This is a genomic window from Lentzea albidocapillata subsp. violacea (assembly GCF_900100275.1).
GTDB lineage: Bacteria > Actinomycetota > Actinomycetes > Mycobacteriales > Pseudonocardiaceae > Lentzea > Lentzea violacea.
Genome location: NZ_FNET01000010.1, coordinates 98,357 through 116,989, shown reverse-complemented (window position 1 = coordinate 116,989; position 18,633 = coordinate 98,357). Strand labels below are relative to the sequence as shown.

At 68.2% G+C, this 18,633-nt stretch carries 20 protein-coding genes; 6 read left to right on the top strand and 14 right to left on the bottom strand.

The annotated features are described in order from the left end of the window. Positions 1-259 precede the first annotated feature (259 nt). The 7 genes from BLR21_RS22750 to BLR21_RS22720 form a co-directional block, all read right to left on the bottom strand. Complete coding sequence (locus BLR21_RS22750; protein WP_090008029.1) at positions 260-1,195, bottom strand: asparaginase; 936 nt, start codon at positions 1,193-1,195, stop codon at positions 260-262. 82 nt (positions 1,196-1,277) lie between these two features. Further along, a complete protein-coding gene (locus BLR21_RS22745; RefSeq protein ID WP_143027836.1) occupies positions 1,278-1,955 on the bottom strand; it encodes a polysaccharide lyase family 7 protein in 678 nt (225 codons plus the stop codon). 110 nt (positions 1,956-2,065) lie between these two features. Continuing rightward, positions 2,066-2,629: a 1,2-dihydroxy-3-keto-5-methylthiopentene dioxygenase gene (locus BLR21_RS22740; RefSeq protein ID WP_090008025.1), complete on the bottom strand. Its 564-nt coding sequence runs from the start codon at positions 2,627-2,629 to the stop codon at positions 2,066-2,068. Continuing rightward, positions 2,626-3,222 carry a methylthioribulose 1-phosphate dehydratase gene (mtnB, locus tag BLR21_RS22735; protein WP_256334867.1) on the bottom strand — a complete coding sequence of 199 codons (597 nt, stop codon included), beginning with the start codon at positions 3,220-3,222 and terminating at the stop codon, positions 2,626-2,628. Before mtnB ends, BLR21_RS22740 begins: the two co-directional genes overlap by 4 nt. After that, positions 3,219-3,875: an acireductone synthase gene (gene mtnC, locus BLR21_RS22730; protein ID WP_090008021.1), complete on the bottom strand. Its 657-nt coding sequence runs from the start codon at positions 3,873-3,875 to the stop codon at positions 3,219-3,221. Before mtnC ends, mtnB begins: the two co-directional genes overlap by 4 nt. Further along, entirely contained in the window at positions 3,872-4,873 is a 1,002-nt protein-coding gene (locus BLR21_RS22725) for a s-methyl-5-thioribose-1-phosphate isomerase (RefSeq protein WP_176929746.1), read from the bottom strand. The genes mtnC and BLR21_RS22725 overlap by 4 nt, the downstream gene beginning before the upstream one ends. After that, positions 4,873-5,973 (bottom strand): acyl-CoA dehydrogenase family protein, encoded by a 1,101-nt coding sequence (locus tag BLR21_RS22720; RefSeq protein WP_090008019.1) that lies wholly within the window; start codon positions 5,971-5,973, stop codon positions 4,873-4,875. Before BLR21_RS22720 ends, BLR21_RS22725 begins: the two co-directional genes overlap by 1 nt. A gap of 140 nt (positions 5,974-6,113) precedes the next feature. On the opposite strand from BLR21_RS22720, the gene BLR21_RS22715 reads away from it, so the two are divergent. The 3 genes from BLR21_RS22715 (at position 6,114) to BLR21_RS22705 (ending at position 8,890) form a co-directional block, all read left to right on the top strand. Beyond that, positions 6,114-6,317, top strand: coding sequence for a cold-shock protein (locus tag BLR21_RS22715; RefSeq protein WP_030479286.1), 204 nt, complete (start codon positions 6,114-6,116; stop codon positions 6,315-6,317). A 269-nt stretch (positions 6,318-6,586) separates the two neighbouring features. Continuing rightward, positions 6,587-7,783, top strand: coding sequence for a PI-PLC domain-containing protein (locus BLR21_RS22710; RefSeq protein ID WP_218130936.1), 1,197 nt, complete (start codon positions 6,587-6,589; stop codon positions 7,781-7,783). Between the two features lie 30 nt (positions 7,784-7,813). Next, positions 7,814-8,890, top strand: a complete 1,077-nt coding sequence (locus tag BLR21_RS22705) for an aminotransferase-like domain-containing protein (RefSeq protein ID WP_218130935.1) — start codon at positions 7,814-7,816, stop codon at positions 8,888-8,890. Here BLR21_RS22705 and BLR21_RS22700 read toward each other — a convergent pair. After that, a complete protein-coding gene (locus BLR21_RS22700) occupies positions 8,856-9,680 on the bottom strand; it encodes a glycosyltransferase family 2 protein (protein ID WP_090008015.1) in 825 nt (274 codons plus the stop codon). The genes BLR21_RS22705 and BLR21_RS22700 overlap by 35 nt on opposite strands. 55 nt (positions 9,681-9,735) lie before the next feature. Here BLR21_RS22700 and BLR21_RS22695 point away from each other — a divergent pair, with 55 nt between their 5' ends. Genes BLR21_RS22695 through BLR21_RS22685 form a run of 3 tightly spaced genes read left to right on the top strand, consistent with a single transcriptional unit; the run spans position 9,736 to position 10,913 of the window. Further along, a complete protein-coding gene (locus BLR21_RS22695; RefSeq protein ID WP_176929745.1) occupies positions 9,736-10,185 on the top strand; it encodes a MarR family winged helix-turn-helix transcriptional regulator in 450 nt (149 codons plus the stop codon). Further along, positions 10,182-10,577, top strand: coding sequence for a DUF5313 family protein (locus BLR21_RS22690; protein WP_090008013.1), 396 nt, complete (start codon positions 10,182-10,184; stop codon positions 10,575-10,577). Before BLR21_RS22695 ends, BLR21_RS22690 begins: the two co-directional genes overlap by 4 nt. 15 nt (positions 10,578-10,592) lie before the next feature. Beyond that, entirely contained in the window at positions 10,593-10,913 is a 321-nt protein-coding gene (locus BLR21_RS22685; protein ID WP_143027835.1) for a hypothetical protein, read from the top strand. Here BLR21_RS22685 and surE read toward each other — a convergent pair. From surE to BLR21_RS22655, 6 genes are all read right to left on the bottom strand, one after another. Then, positions 10,876-11,631 carry a 5'/3'-nucleotidase SurE gene (surE, locus tag BLR21_RS22680; protein WP_090008009.1) on the bottom strand — a complete coding sequence of 252 codons (756 nt, stop codon included), beginning with the start codon at positions 11,629-11,631 and terminating at the stop codon, positions 10,876-10,878. The genes BLR21_RS22685 and surE overlap by 38 nt on opposite strands. Positions 11,632-11,635: 4 nt before the next feature. Next, positions 11,636-12,541 (bottom strand): 1-phosphofructokinase family hexose kinase, encoded by a 906-nt coding sequence (locus BLR21_RS22675; protein WP_090008007.1) that lies wholly within the window; start codon positions 12,539-12,541, stop codon positions 11,636-11,638. 51 nt (positions 12,542-12,592) lie between these two features. Further along, on the bottom strand, positions 12,593-14,320 hold the full coding sequence (locus BLR21_RS22670) for a family 20 glycosylhydrolase (protein WP_090008005.1): 1,728 nt from the start codon (positions 14,318-14,320) through the stop codon (positions 12,593-12,595). A gap of 113 nt (positions 14,321-14,433) precedes the next feature. After that, on the bottom strand, positions 14,434-15,522 hold the full coding sequence (locus BLR21_RS22665; RefSeq protein ID WP_090008003.1) for an FAD-dependent monooxygenase: 1,089 nt from the start codon (positions 15,520-15,522) through the stop codon (positions 14,434-14,436). Between the two features lie 83 nt (positions 15,523-15,605). Next, positions 15,606-17,738: a terpene synthase family protein gene (locus BLR21_RS22660; RefSeq protein WP_090008001.1), complete on the bottom strand. Its 2,133-nt coding sequence runs from the start codon at positions 17,736-17,738 to the stop codon at positions 15,606-15,608. Between the two features lie 143 nt (positions 17,739-17,881). Beyond that, the gene (locus BLR21_RS22655; RefSeq protein ID WP_090008324.1) at positions 17,882-18,430 is read right to left on the bottom strand and encodes a Uma2 family endonuclease; all 549 of its coding nucleotides are present in this window, start codon (positions 18,428-18,430) and stop codon (positions 17,882-17,884) included. Positions 18,431-18,633: the final 203 nt, after the last annotated feature.

The window sequence follows — 18,633 nt, the reverse complement described above, 5'->3', positions numbered from 1 at the left end:
ACCACACACCTCGGGCAGCCCGACCACCCTGTTCGCCAAGCACCCCCGACAGTCCAACCGTCCCTGTCCACCACGCACCTCGGGCAACCCGGCCACCCTGTCCGCCAAGCACCCCGGACAGCCCAACCGTCCCTCTCCACCACGCACCTCGGGCCCCCACCGCCCAACCCGCCAAACACCCCGGACCCAGCCGCCGCTGCCACCTCGGGCCGCCCGACCACCAAAGGACCGCCGCGCCCGCCAAGGCGCGGTGCAACACTCAGAAGACACCCCCGCGGACCGTGAACACGTCCTCGACCGCGCTCTCCGAGCCCAGCGCGAGGCGGAGGAGCACGCGGGACTTGCGCGGGCACAGCCAGCCCGCCATGACCGCGCCGCGCTGAATCAGGTCCGACTCGGACCCGGTGAAGCCGTAGGTGTTGCGGAACGTCGTGCCCGCGCCGGTCCGCGACGCCACCACCACCGGGAAGCGGGCGCGGGAGATCGCCTCGGCCATCCCCTGCGACACGTGCCCGGCGCCGGTGGCCGCGACCACGACGCCCTGGACGTTGAGCCAGTCGAGGATCGCGCCGTCGTCGTCCACTGTGGCCTCGATGAGTGGAACCGCTGGTGCGTCAAGGGGTCGCGGTAGTGCCGACAGCCGGTGCGCGGGGTGGAAGTACTGCGGGGCGCCCTCGATCTGGAGTCCGAGCGGGCCGGGGAACGAGGCGAAGGCGTTCGTGAGGCTGCTGTGCGCCTTGCGGACCCAGCGGGCGGCGTGGATCTCGTCGTTGAGGACGAGCAACGCCCCGCGCCCGCGTGAGTTCGGGGCTGCCGCGATGGACACGGCGGCGGCGAGGTTGGCCGGGCCGTCCGCGCCGGGCAGGCCTGGGTGGCGCATGGCGCCGGTGACGACGAGCGGTTCTTCGTGCTGCCACAGGCAGTCGAAGAAGTACGCGGTCTCTTCCAGCGTGTCGGTGCCCTGGATGATCACCACGCCGGCGGCGCCCCGTGAGACTTGCTCGTCGGCCCAGTCGAAGGTCTCCAGCAACGTCGCGAAGGTGAGCGAGGCGCCGGGAATCGTCGCCAGGGTGGCGATCTCGCCGACCTCCAGGGCTCCGACCAGGTCCTGCGCGCCGAGTGTCGGTGACACCGCGCCGGAGCCCGTCATCGTGATCGTGCCGCCGAGCGATGCAACCGCCACCCGTGAGTCCATGGCGCCACTCTAGGGTCGCTGACAGCGGTCCCGCTTCCGCGCGTCCCGCCGTGGCGCGCGGAAGCGGGACCGGATCAGGGCGTCACCGGCGCCAGTAGGTGATGTTGCGGAAACGGGCCTCCGCGCGGCCGCTGCCGTGGTGGTAGACGCCGTTCTTGAAGTAGCGGGTCGCCGGACCCTCGTCCTGGTGCGTGAGTTTGAGGGCGCCGTTGTAGTAGGTCCTCACGGTGCCGCGGCCGCCCGCCACCGCGGTGTGTTCGACGCGGATCTTGAACCATTTGTTGTAGATGCCGGTGGCGACTACCTGGTTGTTGTCCTTGCGCAGGGTGCCGCCGTTGATGTTCGCGACGTTGAGCATCACGTCGGTGGCGCGGGTGCCGCTGGGGCGGCTGCCGCGCAGGATCTGCACGACGGTCGGGCCGCTGACGCCGGCCGGGATGTAGATCTCGCCCTCCCAGGCGCGCGAGCCGCTGGAGTACTCCTGGTGGAACCGTAGCTCGGTGCGCGGATCGGTCGGGCTGCCCTGGGTGTGCGGCTGGTCGTAGTCGTACACCCACGTCGTGTGGACGCCGCCGGAGAACTTGTACCTGGAACTCAGCGCCAGGTTGTACGGCTTCTGGACGGTGTAGGTGTACGGCGCCGAGACCCACTGCGCGGACGGCGGCTGAGCGAGGGCCTGAGCCGCCGGTGCCACGAGCAGGGGTGCGGTCAACGCGAGGGCGAGCACGGATCGTCGTGTGTGGAGTGCAGGGGTTTCCACGGTGAATCCCTCCGACCTTCGATAAGTGGTCTGTACCACTCTGAGGTCAGAGGGCGGAGGGAATCAATACTTCGTTCAAATTCCGGAACAATGTTCAGGTAGGCGAACTTTCACATTCCTGAACTCAGCTCGTCGAAGGTCGGGAACCTCGTCGCGATGTCGCTGCCGGTGAAGTTCCCGATCCAGCCGTCGTCGTCGTGGAAGAACCGGATCGACACGTAGTCGGGCGTCGTGCCCATGTCGAACCAGTGCGTGGTGTTCGCCGGAACGCTCAGCAGGTCGCCCGCCTCGCAGAACACCGCGTACACCTTGTCGCCGATGTGCAGGTAGAAAACCCCTGCGCCACGGGCGAAGTAGCGGTCTTCGTCGTCGTCGTGCGTGTGCTCGGCGAGGAACTTGCCGCGGAACTCGACGGCCTTCGCGCGGTACTCGTCCGTGTCGGCCGGCGTCATCTCCATCGCGTCGACGTAGCCGTAGCTCTCCGTCTCGCTGACGCGGGCGACTTCCTGCGCGTAGATCTCCAGGGCGTTCTCCGCGGTCACACCGTCCACAACGGACCAACGGCTGAAGCGCACGCCGTGCTCCTTGAGCGCGGTGGTGATCTCCTCGGCGTCGGTGGTGCGCAGGACGGTCTGTTCGGGGCCGGTTTCCGGCCACACCGTCAGCAGCGTCATGAGTGCCTCCCCGTAAAGATGTCTCGCGTCTCCAGTTTGAAGCGCAGCAGCCACTCCAGGCATTCCAGGCGGTGCCGGGCCTGCACGAGGTCGTCGCCCCACACGTACACGCCGTGCCGCGCGACGAGCAGAGCCGGCACCTTCGGGTCGAAGCCCTTCTCGAAGGCGTCGCCCAGTTCGAGCATGTCCTGCGAGTTGCGGACGACCGGAATCACGACCTCCTCGTGGTCGTAGCGGCCGAAACCCTTGAGCATTTCCAGGTCCTTCAGCACCACGCCGTCGGGCCAGTGCTCCGCCGCGACCACGGTGGCGAGCGCGTGGACGTGCACGACGGCGCCCGCTCCCGCGACCCGAGCGATCCTGGCGTGCAGGGCCGCTTCGGCGGACGGGACCTTCGGCGAGTCGACCGCGTTGGCGTCGACGTCGATGACCACGCTGTCGTCAGCGGTGATCTCGCCCTTGTCGACGCCGCTGACCGTGACCGCGAGCCGGAGCGGATCACGTTGCAGGACAACGGAGAGGTTCCCTGAAGTGCCGCGCATCCAGCCCATCTGCGCGAAACGGACGCACTCGCGGGCGAGCTCGGCCGTCACGACAGCTCCCAGACCGTCGGGTGGGGCGAGAAGTCGGCGTTGGCGTACGGCTCACCGGCGCGCGCGACGCCGACCGTCTTCCAGCCCGCCTCCTGCGCGGCATGCAGCTCGGCCGGAACGTCGCTGTAGAAGGTGATGTCGTCGCTCTTCAGCACTGAGGCGATCTGGTGGTACGACGCGGCTTCGCGCTTCGGGCCGGCGTTGACCGTGTCGAAGTGGTGCTCCAGCAACGGGGTCAGGTCGCCGTCGGTGGTGTGCTGGAAGAACGCGATCTGGCCCGCGACCGAGCCGGAGCTGAAGATCGCGAGCCGCACGCCGTCGCCGTGCCACTTGCGCATCGCGGGGACGACGTCCGGGAAGAACTCCGCTACCAGGTCGCCCTGCGCGTAGCCCTGCTGCCAGATGAGGCCCTGCAACGTCTTTAGGGGCGTGACCTTCTGGTCGGCGTCCATCCAGTCGTGCAGCGCTTTGACAACGTCGTCGTGGCCGCTGAGCTCCTTGATCTGCCGCACGGCTTCGGCGACCACCGGGTCGTCACCGTGCTGCTCGATCCACGGACCGAGCCTGGGACGGGCGTAGTCGTAGAGGACGACCAGCACCTGGTCCGTCGCGCTCAACGTGCCCTCGATGTCGAGCACGACCCACTTGCTCACCGCTGTTCTCCCTCGTAGTACTTGTCGAGCTCCCCGGCGCTGTACACGCCCCGGTCGGTCACCACCGTCGTGACGAAGCGCGGCGGCGTCACGTCGAACGCCGGGTAGTGTCCCTTCACCCTTGGCGTGGCACTCGGCCTGCCCAGCACCTGCAGCACTTCGGCACCGTCGCGGTACTCGATCTCGACGTACTCCGTCGTGGGCGCTTGCAGATCGGGTGCCTGCACTTGGGCGTGGAACGGTACTCCGAACGCGTGCGCGGCCACGGCCAGACCCAGCGTGCCGACCTTGTTCACGACGTGCCCGTCCATGGTGACCCGGTCGGCCGCCGTCACCAACGCGTCGACCTCACCGCTTTGCAGCACCGCGGCGCCCATGCCGTCCGTGATGAGCGTGGTGTCGACGCCCATCTCGATCAACGTCTCGGCGGTGAGCCTGGCCCCCTGCAGGTAGGGCCTGGTCTCGGTGCAGAAGAAGCGCAGCGTCTTGTGCTGGTGCTGGGCCGCCCTGACCGTCTCCGTCAGGTACAGGTCGGCCCAGCAGTGCGTCAGGACGGTGGCGTTGTGGGGCAACAGGTTCGCCGTGTGCTCGCCCAGCGCCTGGCTCTTCGCCCGGTACCTGCGGTCGCCTTCCTCGGCGCCCGCGAGTGCGTGCGTGATGTCTCGCGCGGCGTCCACGTGGTCGAGGACGACCTTGGTGGCCTTGCGCAGGGCGTTGTTGGTGCGCCTGGTGTTCTCGAGCATCAGCGCGGTCTGCGCCAGCTGTGCGCGGGCCTGCTCGAACGGCAGCGCTTCCAGGGTGCGGGCTTTCAGCACCATGGCGAACAGCACCGCGAAGTACGGGCCGGAGGACTGGGTGACCATGTCCACGATGGCCCGCGCGACGTCCTCGGCCGTGCGGCACAGCACCCAGTTCCGTTCGAACGGGAACTGCCGGCGGTCGAGGATCAGCACGCCGTCGCCGGTGAGCCGCACCGAGTCGGCGAGCACCGGCTGCATCAGCTGTACCCGGTGTGAGCGGGGCGCGCGCCGGTCAGGAAGTGCTCGCCGACCTCGCGGGCCTTGTAGACGACCGGGTCGTGCAGCGTGAGCGTGCGGGCGTTGCGCCAGAAGCGGTCCACGCCGTACTTGGCCGCGGTGCCGCGCGCGCCGACCTGCTCGAAGATGCGGCTGGTGACCTCGTTGACGAGCTTGGTACTGACGACCTTGGCCTCGGAGATCGTCACCGCGACCTCGCCGCGCTTGGCGGGCGTGAGCTGGCGGCCGAGTTCGGAGGCCTCCCAGAGTTGACGGGCCGCTTCGTCCGCGAGCAGCCCGGCGGCCCTGGTCTGGGACACCATCTCGCCGTAGGCCGCGACGATGTACGGGTCCTCGGTTGCCGCCTCGACACCGCTGACGAACCACGGCCGGGTCTTGGTGCGGGTGTAGTCGGCCGCCTCGGCGAGCGCGCCCTCCGCGATGGCCACGTAGAGCTGGGCGAGCACGAGCTGGAAGCCGATCGCGGCGAGGCTGACGCGCGGGTCCTCGGTAGCCGGCTGGACGCCGAGCACCTCCGTCACCTGGACGTTCTCGAAGTTCACCCCACCGGACGCCGTGAGGCGCTGACCGATGTTGTCCCAATCGTCCAAGTAGGTGATTCCGGTCGCTTTCCCGTCGAGCAGGAACGTCAGTTTCTCGCCGTTGTCCGTGCGGGTCGCGCTGACCACGAGGCGGTCGGCGACGGCGGCTCCGGTGGCGAACGTCTTGCGACCGTTCAGGACGAAACCACCCTCGGCGGGCGTCAGTTCCAGCGCCGCGTCGAGCGGGTTGCTGACACCGGCCCAGAACTGGTCGGGCTGCACGCTGAACTGGGCGTCGAACAGCCCGCTGCGCCAGATCTGCAGGTAGTGGTACCCGAGGAGGTGCCCGATGTTGGCGTCGGCGGCACCGATGATCCGGCCGATCCGCTGCTGCTGGGTCCAGTCCCGCACGTTCAGCAGTCCGCTCTGCCGGAGCAGTTCCACCTCTTTGGCGGGCGGCTGGTTCGCCCGGTCCCTGTCCGCCGCGTCGGACCTGAGCGTCGCCGCAACCTCGTGCGCGACGTCCAGCCAGTTCGACATCCCTGCTCCTCTCGGTGGTACCCGGTTCAACTTACTTCGTCACACCACCGGGCTAACCACGATGTGAGAGAGACCGTCGCCTGGCAGACTGCGCGCGAACCTCGCTCTGGCGGGGGTCCAACATCTAGGGAGCAATCGGTATGGCGCAGGGCACCGTGAAGTGGTTCAACGGCGAGAAGGGCTTCGGATTCATCGCGCAGGACGGCGGCGGTCCGGACGTGTTCGTGCACTACTCGCAGATTTCCGGCTCGGGCTTCAAGTCGCTTGAAGAGCAGCAGCGCGTGGAGTTCGAGATCGGCCAGGGTCAGAAGGGGCCTCAGGCGCAGGACGTCCGCGCCATCTGATTCAGCTCTTGGAAGCCCGCCCGGCCGCGCGCTGGGCGGGCTTCTTCTGTACCTGCACGGATTTTGGCGGCAACCGAGGGAGTCGAACCCTGCGCGGCTTGTGAAGGCGGCGCCCGGAACCGGCCCTAACCCTTCGGTCGGGCGACGGCTGCCTTGGAGTTGTGCTGCCCCCTAAGAGGGCGCTACGGCGCGTGGGATACCCATAGTGTTAAACGTCCACACACTTGAAGACGTTTCATGTTTCACTCGGATGAGTGACCCTGGTCACTGTGCGATACCTCCCTGCCATCGCGGCCCTGCTCCTGCTTCCCCTGGTACCCGCCACCGCTGAAGCGGCTCCCGCGGGCACGTTCTACGTCACCGGTGTCCGGACCGGCCTCAACGTCGCCCAGAGCGGCAGTGGACTGGCACTGCACCGTCCGAAGGGCAACGAGGACCGCCAGCAGTGGCGGCTGAGCGACGGGAGGTTCGAGAACACCGACTCGCCGGGCCAGTGCATCACCCGTCAGCTCACCATGGGTTCGTGTTCACAGGGGGATACGGTTCACGAGCCGCGTCAGTTCGGTGATCAATGGGAATTCTTCGGTCTCGGCGGTGAGTCGCGCTGGTACCTGACGCCGGTCGTCAGCCGGACCGAGCCGATGCCGGCCGATCCGACGCTCGACCAAATGACGTTCCTGACCGCCCACAACGCCTATGCGAACGGGGTGGACGGCGGGTTCGCGCCGCCGTTCATCAACCTCGCCAAGAACCAGACGCGCGGAATCGTGCAGCAGCTGAACGACGGCGTGCGGGGTTTCTCGCTGGACATCCACCAGACCCCGGACGGCGCGATCCTCTGCCACAACAGCTGCACACTCGTGAGCAGGCCGGTGGCGCTGAACGTCGACATTCAGCGGATCGTGGACTTCCTGCGCACCAACCGCAGCGAGATCGTCACCGTCTTCCTGGAGGACTACGTGTCGGCGGACGTACTGCGCGCCGAACTCCGCAAGGTGCAGGGGCTGGGCGACGTCCTGTACCGGGCTGAGGGCGTGCCGCAGAACGGCTGGCCCAAGCGCAGCCAGATGCAGGCGAGCAACAAGCGGCTGATCATCTTCACCGACCACGGCAAGGACGGTCGCGAGGACAGCGGCGTGCTCTACCAGAAGGACTGGACGGTCGAGAACTACTGGTCCATGGGTCCGGGCCTCGGCAACTCCGACTGGTCCTGTTACAGCCGATGGGGTGACAAACCGCTGACGGCGACCGGGAACTTCCCGCCGTTGTTCTACATGAACCACTTCCGGGACGTTCCGTTCAGCAGCACGGCGACGACGGACAACAGCAAGGTCGCGAACCGGGCGCAGCAGTTCTGCCAGCCCGCGGCCAGGAAGAAGCCGAACTACGTGTCGGTCGATCTCTATCACCTGGGCGACGCGGCTCAGGCCGTGCGGCACCTGAACTCATACGTATATAGGCCGTAGCCCAAATCGTGGGAGTTGTACGCTCCGCGCATGGCCTCGATCCTGTTCACGCGCGGAGCGCCCTCTCTCGACATCATCGACCAGGAAGGTCTGCGCGAAGCGGCGCAGAAAGCCTTCACGGACGATCCCGGCGGCACCTTCGCGTACGGCACGAGCGTCGGCTACGTGCCGCTGCGCGCCTGGCTCGCGGAGCAGCACGGCGTCGCGCCGGAACAGGTGCTCGTCACCAACGGCTCGATGCAGGCCGACGCGTTCCTGTTCGAACTGCTCGTCGGGCAGGGCGACGACGTGGTGGTCGAGGCGCCGACCTACGACCGCACGCTGCTGAACCTGCGCCAGCGCGGCGCCAAGATCCACGCGATCGAGCTGGAGACCGACGGCATCAACGTCGACGCGCTCCAGGAGCTGCTGGAGAGCGGGGTGCGCCCGAAGCTCGCGCACATCATCCCGAACTTCCACAACCCGGCCGGCTACACGCTGTCCGAGGCGAAGCGCGCGCGTCTGCTGGACCTCGCGGCCAAGTACGACTTCGTGCTGTTCGAGGACGACCCGTACGTCAAGGTGCGGTTCGAGGGCGAGCCGCTGCCGACGATGCTGTCGCAGGACAAGAACGAGAAGGTCGTCTACGCGTCGTCGTTCTCGAAGACCATGGCGCCCGGCATCCGCTGCGGTTACCTGGTGGGGCCGAAGGCCGTCATCAAGTCCGTGCAGGACATCGCCACCACCACGTACATCTCGCCGAACATGGTGGCGCAGTCGATCGTGAACTCGTACTGCCGTTCCGGCCGTCTCGAGGAGTCGGTCGCGAACGTCCGCACCGCGCTGCGCGCCCGCAAGGACGCCCTGGTCACCGCGCTGCAGCGGGAGCTTCCGGAGGCGGTCTTCACCGCGCCGCAGGGTGGCTACTTCATGTGGGTCGAGCTGCCGGGCGTGTCGATCGACAAGCTGGTGCCGGTCGCGAAGGAGCACGGCGTCGAGTTCGTGAAGGGCTCCGACTTCCTGCTGGAGGGCGGCGACAACGCCATCCGGCTCGCGTTCTCGGGCGTCACGCCGGAGCAGATCGACGAGGGCATCACGCGCCTCGCGGCTGCCGTCCGATCGCTCTGATCTGCGCTTCCAGGTGTTCCGGCAGCGCACGTCGCTGCCGGAGCGCCTGACGCAGCCGGGGCAGGGCCGCCCGGAACGCCCGAAGGTCCTTCAACGACGCCGCCAGCGCGCCGGCCAGCGGCCGTCGCATCCACGCGGCCAGCAGTGCGTTGCGCCGCTCGACGACGTCCTCGCCCGGCGCCCGGCCTGCCGCCGGGTGGTGGTGCGCCACCACGTCCTCGACGTAGCAGAGCGCCCAGCCCGCCGCCGCCAGGTCCCACGACAGCAACGTTTCCTCGCCGCGGAAGAACAGCACCGGGCTGAAGCCGTCCACGTCCAGGAACGCCTGCCGCCGCACGATGGCCGAGCAGGCCAGGAACCCGAGCACCGCGGGCCCCGCGACACCCTCGCCCAGCGGGCTGTGGCGCAGCAGCGGCGTGATCGGATCGGGTTCCTCCGCCGGCCCCACCAGCGTGTGCGCGACGATCACCGCCAGGTCCGGGTGCTCGTCGAAGATCGGCTCGGCTCGCTCGATCGCGTCGGGCGCCCACCACGAGTCGTCGTCGGCGAAGGCGACGAACGGCGTCCGCGCCGCCTGCACGCCGAGGTTGCGCGCCACCGCGCCGCGGTTCACCGCGCACTCCAGCAGCAGAACATTCGGGAATTCGTTGCGTACCCGGGAAACCGTGTCGTCCGTCGACGCGTTGTCGACCAGGATCACCGGCACCGCGAGCTCGCTCAGGCGTGACAGCGTGCGCAGCAGGCTGTCCGCACGGTTCCGGGAGGCGATGACGACGGTGGTCCGGGCCATACCAGTCGTCTACCCCGTCGTTCGCCGTTGACACCGCCAGTTAGTATGTACACCAATGATTAGTACACCAAGCATCCCGGAGAACCCGCTCGAACTGGAGCGGCAGGTCTGCTTCGCGCTGGCCGTGGCCAGCCGGACGGTGATCGCGGTCTACCGCCCGATCCTGGAGCCGCTGAATCTCACGCATCCCCAGTACCTGGTGATGCTGGCGCTCTGGGAGCGGTCGCCGCGCACCGTCAAGGACCTGAGCACCGTCCTGCAACTCGACCCCGGCACCCTCAGCCCGCTGCTCAAGCGGCTGGAGGCGATCGGGTACGTCGAGCGGCAGCGGGACAAGGCCGACGAACGCGCGCTCGCGCTGACTCTCACCGCGAAGGGCACCGAGTTGCGCCGGGAAGCGCTCAAGATCCCCTTCAAGGTCGTGGAGCAGCTCGACATGACGTTCGAAGAACTCACGCAGCTGAACCAGGTGCTGCACAAGGTGATCGCCAAGGCGACGCGGTGAACCCCGCGCTGAAGGTCTGGTACTACGCGGGTGGACGCGTGCCACAGAAGTACCGGGAGTTCGTCCACGACGACGTGACCGGTCCGAAGTGGTTGCTGCGCTTCACGGTGCGCAGCCTCGCGCAGGTCACACCACTGACGACGGCCATCACGCTGGCGCTGGTCTTCGGGCTCGACTCGCCGTGGCCGCTGGCAATTGCGTGCGGCGCGCTCGGATTCGTTGTAGGACTGTACTTCGCGCTGTCCTACGCTCCGGAAAGTGTGGATTACCGCCTCACGAAGTACGGGTATCCACGAGGGTCGGCGACTCAAGGTCGCCGGGACCGAAACGCTGTGAGGGATCGCGAACGACAGGCGAAGTACGACGCGGTCTGGCGGCGATCCGAGGGGTAGGGACCTATGGCCTTGTTGAGCGATCAGTTCCAGTTCACGAGGCCGCAGGCGCTCACACTGACAGCCGGGGTGCTACAACTCGCCTTCGGATGGTTCGACCTGTTCGGACTGGACCCGAACTACCACGTGATCCAGATCGGCGTCGGGGCGCTGGGCGTCGCGATGGCGTGGCGGCACGACCTCGCGCGCATGTACGGACTTCTCCTGCTGCTGTCGTTCGGGATGTTGTCGTTCTCGCTCAACGAACTGACGACGGAGAGCTTCCTCGAGGTGCGGACGGCCCTGATCGGGCTCGTGATCACGCTGGCCAGGCCGGCAAAGCGCGCTCAGGACTGACGTCGCGGCCGACCGAGCGCAGCGCCGTCACGGTCGCGAAACCGTCCGCCAGCAACGCCGTGTCCGTGCCCGGCACGAGCGAATCCTCGGCGTAGACGTGCACGAGCTCGACCTCGTTGTCACCCACGTCGTCCACCCGGCTCTGCACGGTACCGAACCGCGCCAGCTCCGCCCAGCGAAGTCCTTGCACGTCAACGACATTCGGCACGTTCAACGACAGCACCGTGGCGGCGGGCATCTCCAGCAACGTCGGCAGCACGACGCGAACGACCTCGCCTGCCTTGTCCCACAACGGTTCGGGTCCGTCCAATCCCACGTCGAGCGACACCGCCATCGCCGTGACGTCGTTCACGTGCGCGGTCAGCGCCGCGCCGACGGTGCCGGAGTGCAGGATCGCGCGGCCCACGTTCGCGCCCAGGTTCACGCCGGACAGGACCACGTCGGGCTTGCCGCCGAAGCCGCCCCTGCACGCGATCAGCGAGATCAGGCCCGGATGCGCCGCGACCGCGTAGGCCTCGGCGTCGAGTCCGGGCAGGGTACGGCGTTCGCTCGCCACCCTGCCGTGCTCGCCCACCGCCGCGACCGACGCGCTGGTACCGCTGGCCTGGGCGGTCGGCGCCGCCACCACCACTTCGAGGCCGCACTCGGCGGCGGCCGACGCCAGGGCCCACAGGCCGGGAGAGTCGATCCCATCGTCGTTCGTGATCAGTGCGCGCATCCGCTCATTCCTCGATCGGCTCCAGTTCCACGCGTTTGCCCAGCTCGCGCACGGCCTCTCCCCCGCCACTGCCGAGGCCGTGCCGGGTCACGTTGACCGCTCCCGCGGCCGCGCCGAGCTTCACCGCGTCCGTCAACGACATACCCAGCGCGAGGCCCGCCGAAATCCCCGCGGTCATGGAGTCGCCGGCGCCACGCGTGTCGACGGCCTCCAACTGCGGCATCCGCACGAGGTAGAGCTGGTCTTCCAGCAGCGCCAACGCCGGTTCGCCGGCGCGGGACACCACCACACCGTGCACGCACGACGAAGCGATCTCCTTGGCCTTCTGGATGAGCTTGGGCAGTTCTTCCTCGCCCAGTTCCTCGTGCGACACCTTGACGACGTGCGGGCCGCCGCGCACGGCTTCGGCGAGCCGGTCGCCCGCCAGGTCGACGATCACGCGGCAACCGTTGCCGGCCAGGTCCGAGGTGAGGCGGAAGTACGTGTCGTGGGGCAGCACGCGGTCGTCGGAGGGCCCGCTCAGCACGGCCGTGCCCGCTCGGATCCCCTCCACGAGCGCCGACTCGTAGACGTCGTCGAGTTCGTGGCGGGACAACGCCTCCGGCAGCATCTCGACCATCTCGTCGCGGCTGCCGTCGCGGCGGTCGTGCACGTAGGCGCCGTTGCGGGCGGCGACCTCACGCGCCTTCAGGTCGATGTGCTCGCCTTCCAGCAACGTGCGCAGCACCCGGCCGGTCTCACCGCCGAACGTCGCGCACACGACGGCCTCGACGCCCAGAGCGGCGATCATCCTGGACTGCCAGAAACCCTGGCCGCCGGCGTGCAGGTGCACGTCCGGCTCGCCGTCGAGGTCCTCGATGGTGATGGTCAGTTGGGGGGACGGGGCGAATACGGCAACTCGGGCATCCACGACGTTCTGTTACCCGGTGTGGGCGAGTGTTACTCGCCCACACCGGGTGAATCAGCAGACGCCTGCGTCGCGCCAGACGCCCCACTGGCCGGTGGTGCCGGGCTCCTCACCCCGCGTCCACCACTGCGCGGTCCACTTGTGGCCGTTGTGCGAGACCACGTTGCCGCCGGTGTAGACCTTGTCGCGCTCCCACACCGGCTGCGTGCACGGGCCGGGGCCAGGACCGCCGGTGTCCCACGGCACCTGGGTGGACCTGTAGAAGTTGATGCCCATGGTCGTCCAGCGCGGGCCCTGGTTGCCCAGGCGCACCTTGAACTGGTCCCAGTTGTGCGTCGACCACGGCGACCAGCCCAGTTCGGCGATCGCCGACAGCCTCGGGAACGCCATGAACTCGAGGTCCCGGCCGGTCACGATCGTCTCCGTCCACAGTGGAGCCTCGACGCCGCGGACCGCCGACTCGGGAACGCCGCTCAGGTGCGTGCCGGGGTTCCAGTCGTAGGCGGTCTGGACCTCGATCATGCCCGCCCACGACAGGCCCAAAGGCGTGCTGGAGTTGTACTTCATGTCCAGGTACGCCTTGTTCGCGGGCGACATGATGACCTTCTGGCCGCGAGCCGCCGCTGCCTGCACCGTGGCGTTGGACGTCGAGGTGCCCCAGTACTGCGGCATTGCGGTGGTGTCGGTCGTGGTCTTCACGAACTCGTGCCAGCCGAGCACGGTCTTGCCGTACTTCTGCACGATCGGCAGGGCCCGGTTCATGAACGTCTGGTAGTCGGCGTCGGAGGTGGCGTGCGCCTCGTCGCCGCCGATGTGGAAGTACGGGCCCGGCGTGAGCGCCGCGATCTCGCGCACCACGTCGTCGACGAACTGGTAGGTGATGTCCTTGTTCACGCACAGCGAGGAGTAGCCGACCTCGATGTCCGTGCGCAGCGGCGGCGCCTGACCGTTGCAGTTGAGCTCCGCGTACGAGGCCTGCGCGGCGTTGGTGTGGCCCGGCATGTCGATCTCCGGGATCACCGTGATCTTGCGCGAGGCCGCGTACTGCACGATCTCGCTGTACTGCGCCTTGGTGTAGTAACCGCCGGGGCCGCCGCCGACCTGCGTGCTGCCGCCGTACGTGGCGAGGCGCGGCCAGCTGTCGATGACGATCCGCCAGCCCTGGTCGTCGCTCAGGTGCAGGTGGAAGTAGTTGATCTTGTAGAGCGCGAGCTGGTCGATATAGCGCTTGACCGTGGAGACCGGGTGGAAGTGGCGGGCCACGTCGAGCATCGCGCCGCGGTAGGAGAACCGCGGGTAGTCGACGATCAGCGTGCCCGGCACGGTCCACGGACCGGCCTGCGCGGTCGTGCTCTCCACGGTGGCCGGCAACAGCTGCCTCAGCGTCTGCACGCCGGTGAAGAGGCCTTCCGGCGTGTTGGCGCGCAGGACGATGGAGTTCGCCGCGACGTCGAGCTGGTAACCCTGCTGGCCGACCGTGCCCGGTGCGCCCGTGAGCAGCAACGAGATGCCGTCCGAGGGGGTTCCGGTCGTGTCGGACACCGGGAACGCGTAGCCGGTCGAGGGCCGCAGGACTCCGGCGAGGAAGTCGCCGACGTCACGCGCGGCAGGGGCGGTGTAGATCTTCGTGGCTGCCGTCAGCGTGTGCGTGACACCGCTTTTGACCTGCACCGAGACCGGGACCGGTACGAGGCTCTGCAGTGGTTCCGCGGCTTGCGACTGCGCGCTCACGGACAGCGCTGCGGTGACAGCGATGACCGCGGCGAGAACGCGAGTTCTCACGACTCCTCCTCACGAGTCGGGGGCGGCGACCCTGCGTCCAGCGTGCTCAAACATCCCTTTTGTCGTCAATGGTCTGGGCCAATTATTTGTTCGAGACCGCCGCGGAGGCGGGGTCAGTAGCCGGGAAGACTGAGGCTGTTCACGATCTCGGCGAAGTCGTCGCCGGGCGCCCCGCCGCTCTCCATGTTCCGCAACGCCATGTCCTGGTTGGCGGTCACGTACGGCCGCAGGACCTCCTCGTAGCGCTGGAAGGCGGCCGACGGGTCCTTCGCGAGTTCACCGGCCAGCACGTACGCGCCGACCAGGGCCATGCTGGTGCCCTGCCCGGACAGCGGCGAACCGCAGTACCCGGCGTCACCGAGCAGCACGACGTTGCCGCGCGACCACGTGTCCATCCGGATCTGGCTCATCGAGTCGAAGTGGAAGTCCGGCGCCTCCCACATGTGCTTCAGCGCGGTCGGCCACACCCAGCCCGCGCCGTCGAACGTCTCGGCGAGCAACCGGCGCTGGGCGTCGGTGTCGCGGTGGTCGAACGACACCTCGCCGTGGAAACCCATGTAGACACGGCATTCCGCGTTGGACCGCGCGCTCATGATTCCGCCGCCGATGACCACGCCCTGCTGGAACGTCTGCCAGTGGTCGAGGCCGAGGAAGTTCGGCGCGGTGAAGACGGCGAGGTTCATGCCGAGGTGGCTGATGAACCGCGACTCGGGCCCGAACACGAGCCGGCGGACGCCTGAGTGCAGGCCGTCCGCGCCGACGATGACGTCGAAGTCGCGCGGCGCCGCCTTCTCGAACGTGACGCGGGTGCCGTCGATCGAGGTGATGGTGTCGTCGAAGAGGTACTCGACGCCGTCCGCCGCGTCGAACAGCATCCGGGCGAGGTCGTCGCGCAGCAGTTCGACGTCGGGGCTCGACAGGTCGCCGCCGCTCAGGGTGTGCGTGGTGGAGCGGAACACCTCGTTGCCGTCGGCGTCGACCATGTTCATGCCGCGCATGCCGGTGCTCAACGACCGCAGCCGGTCGCCGAGGCCCATCCGCTCGACGACCTCCAGCGCCGGGCCGCGCACGTCGATGGCCTGGCCGCCGGGCCGCAGGCCGCGCGCCCGCTCCACGACGGTGACGCTGAAACCGTGGTGGCGCAACCAGTACGCGAGCGCGGGCCCGCCGATGCTGGCGCCGGAGATCAGGACGTTCTTCATGGTGTTGCCCCCTGTGAGCCGGTGTTGCCCACAAGGTGCCGACCGGCGCTGACCGTGCACTGACCGAACGCGGTCAGCGGCGGTCAGCGGGACGTGAGCCGGTAGGCCGAAGTGCCGAGGCCGGAGGGGCCCTGGTGGAACGCCACCGGGATCTCACCGGCTTCCTCGTAGCGGCTGGTCTCCCGGTGCCAGTGGATGATCCCGACGATCCAGTCCTTCAGCTCGTCGGCGTACCGGGTGAGGCCCGCACGCGCGCCGGCGTCCAGCGAGAGGTCGTCGAACATCTTCGGCAGGTCGGTCTCGACGGACTTGACGAACTGGCCGAGCCGGGCGTCCATCAACGCGTAGGTGATCTCGAAAGCACGCGTTTGGGACACACCGAGGAAGTTCTCGACGACGCGCACCATGTTGTGCACTTCGCCCTCGTGCTGAATCTCCTTCAAGTACGAGAAGACGTCGTTCAGCATCGCGCAGTAATCCATGGCCGACCGTTCCATGGTCTGCACGACCCGCGTGCCCCACAGTTCCGCCGGCACCGTCGCGGAATGCGAGAAGCGCGACAACGACGTCGTCAGCTCGGAGCCGAACGTGCTGCGCCGCATTTCCACGTAGTCGACCGGGTCGGGGATGCGGTTGTGGTGCATGTTGATCACTTCCCACACCCACGCGTCGAGCATCTTGTCGATGGTCTCGCGGAACGTGGCGCGGAACCGCGCGGTCATGGGCCCCGCGGTCCGCTGCCAGAGGTCGGCCAGCGAGACCTCCATCGCGTTGGCGGGGACGACGGTCCGCACGAGGTCGAGCGGCATGCAGGCCTTGAGGCGGGCGGTCTGCGTCTTGAGCCCGGGGAGGTTGCGGGTCTGGCCGAACCAGAGCGGGTAGGCGTCGTCGGCATAGGTGCCCCAGGTGAGCCAGCAGCCGGACAGGAACAGCTCCTGCTCCGTCGCGTCCGGGTCGAGGCCCGCGGAGCACAGCGGGAAGTCGAACGTCCGCATCTTGCGCTCGTCCCAGATGCCCTCGCTCGTCATGCCCTGCGCGACGCCCCACGCGACGACCTGGTCCCTGGCCTGGTCGAGGTGCGGGGACAGCGTGAGGGTGAACGGCACGTCGAAGACCGGCCGTGGGTACGGCTCGACGGTCTTCGGCATGCTGGCGAACTGCCTCAGCCGCTGCGGCATGGTCCTGGCGTACGAGCCGAGGATGCCCGGCTGGGGCTTCGGGGCCTTGTTCATGTACCGCGACGACCGCAGGTGCCACTCGTGGCCGCCCGCCTGCCAGTCCTGCAGGCCCTTCACGTAGCCCAGGACGGCCGCGCGACCGATGGGGTCGATGGCGTGCTCGTCCAGCAGGATCGGCACCTCGGTGAGCGCCGTGTGCTCGAACTGGTGCAGCCGCGAGGTCAGCAGGTCGTTGACGGCCTCGGCGGCCTGCTGCGTGGGCAGGTCGAGGAACTTCTCGAACACCAGCACGCCGTTGGAGAGCTCGCCCTCGTCGAGCACCTCGCGTTCGTAGGAGAACAGGTCGTTGCGCAGGTGCACGGCGTCGCTGAACGTGTCCCTAAGGACCCCGATGGGCCGGGACAGGGCGATGCGTGCGGGCACTTCGAGGCCGACGGCGTGCTCGACGAGGTTCGCCGACCACGGCGCGCCACCGACCTTGCGGCGCATCTCGATGTACTCGATGGGGTTGGACAGCCTGTTCGAGCTGATGTTGTGCAGCTCCCACATCGACTCGTCCAGCAGGTGCTTCGTGTTGGCGGCGAACCGTTCGCGCCAGTCGAGCGAGTGGGTGGGCACGGTGCGGCGCCAGAGGTCGGCGAGGCCCTTCTCCACCGGGTTCTCCGGCGTGGTCGTGATGGCCCCGGTGACGGGCATGAACAGCGGCAGCCGGTCGAGGTAGGCCTGCGCGCCCGCGATGTCCGGGTTCCGCTTGTAGAGCTCGACGAAGTGGTCGTCGAAGTAGAAGACCCACACGTACCAGTCGGTGATGAGGTCGAGGGCCTCACCGTCGCAGTCGGGGTGGGTGTACGCGCAGAGCAACGCGTAGTCGTGCGACTCCAGGTCCTCTTCCGACCAGATGACGGTGCCGTGCTGCGGCACGTCGATCATGTCCATCTCGCGGGCCCAGGCACGCGTGTGGACGCGGGCGCGTTCGAGGTCCGGGTTCAGCCGGGCCGGATAGGGCGTGTAGAACTCCGGCAGCTGGAACGGCTGCATGTGCGTTGGACCTCCGCGCGTTGGGCTGACGCACTGCACGCAACCAGCCCGGCGCACGGGGACGCCAGATGGTGAAACCGTGATCCACACGTGCGTGGATCTCTGTCGCCCGTTCAGCCCAACCCGGCTCGCCCGGCGACCACTCAGCGCACGAGCGACTGGGCGCTGAGTTTCACCGCGAACGGGAACTGCAGCTCGATGATCTCCTCGCCCTCGGAACGGGCCTGCTCGACGTAGACGCCGTTCTCGAGGTGCAGGCACCGCAGCCACGGACTGTCGTAGTCGATCACCCAGTAGTTCTCGCAGCCGACTTCCTGGAACTTCGCCCGCTTGAGTTCGAGGTCCACGTGCCGCGTGCGGGGCGACAGGACCTCGACCGCCAGCACCGGCGGCCCGATGAGCGCCTGTTTCGAGAACTGCTCGCGCCGGCCCACCACCAGGTCGGGGATGAAGACCGTGTCGTCGGCGAGCACGACGTCCACCGGGGCCGGGAGCACCTCGAGCTCCGGCGGACAGACAGCGGTCAGTGCCACCAGCAGGCGGGCGACTACCCGCTGGTGCACGGGGCGGGGTGAGGGGCTCATGACGAGCACCCCGTCGACGAGTTCGAAACGGTGCCCGTCATCAGGCATCGCCTCCAGGTCCGCCCACGTCAGCGGTCTGCCGTGGGGAAACGTAGGGACACCACCCATGGTGCGTTCCACCCCCGTGTCGTGGCCACTGTCCGCCGGACGGATCCCGGCGATGCCATTAGACAAGACTGGTCCGATTCTCACGACTCGCAAGCCCCTTTTGGCCGACCCCGCACCACTGCACGCACACGTCCTCGTCACCACCGTCCCGCAGGGTGAGCGATCATTGGTCCTGCCGTGGAGGGCGTCACCCGGACGGAGCA

What these genes read in the sequence shown, in the direction of transcription:
- BLR21_RS22750 (WP_090008029.1), bottom strand. Translation starts at nt 1,195, where the DNA reads ATGGACTCACGGGTGGCGGTTGCATCGCTCGGCGGCACGATCACGATG.
- BLR21_RS22740 (WP_090008025.1), bottom strand. Translation starts at nt 2,629, where the DNA reads ATGACGCTGCTGACGGTGTGGCCGGAAACCGGCCCCGAACAGACCGTC.
- BLR21_RS22725 (WP_176929746.1), bottom strand. Translation starts at nt 4,873, where the DNA reads ATGCAGCCGGTGCTCGCCGACTCGGTGCGGCTCACCGGCGACGGCGTG.
- BLR21_RS22720 (WP_090008019.1), bottom strand. Translation starts at nt 5,973, where the DNA reads ATGTCGAACTGGCTGGACGTCGCGCACGAGGTTGCGGCGACGCTCAGG.
- BLR21_RS22715 (WP_030479286.1), top strand. Translation starts at nt 6,114, where the DNA reads ATGGCGCAGGGCACCGTGAAGTGGTTCAACGGCGAGAAGGGCTTCGGA.
- BLR21_RS22705 (WP_218130935.1), top strand. Translation starts at nt 7,814, where the DNA reads ATGGCCTCGATCCTGTTCACGCGCGGAGCGCCCTCTCTCGACATCATC.
- BLR21_RS22700 (WP_090008015.1), bottom strand. Translation starts at nt 9,680, where the DNA reads ATGGCCCGGACCACCGTCGTCATCGCCTCCCGGAACCGTGCGGACAGC.
- BLR21_RS22695 (WP_176929745.1), top strand. Translation starts at nt 9,736, where the DNA reads ATGATTAGTACACCAAGCATCCCGGAGAACCCGCTCGAACTGGAGCGG.
- surE (WP_090008009.1), bottom strand. Translation starts at nt 11,631, where the DNA reads ATGCGCGCACTGATCACGAACGACGATGGGATCGACTCTCCCGGCCTG.
- BLR21_RS22665 (WP_090008003.1), bottom strand. Translation starts at nt 15,522, where the DNA reads ATGAAGAACGTCCTGATCTCCGGCGCCAGCATCGGCGGGCCCGCGCTC.
- BLR21_RS22660 (WP_090008001.1), bottom strand. Translation starts at nt 17,738, where the DNA reads ATGCAGCCGTTCCAGCTGCCGGAGTTCTACACGCCCTATCCGGCCCGG.
- BLR21_RS22655 (WP_090008324.1), bottom strand. Translation starts at nt 18,430, where the DNA reads ATGGGTGGTGTCCCTACGTTTCCCCACGGCAGACCGCTGACGTGGGCG.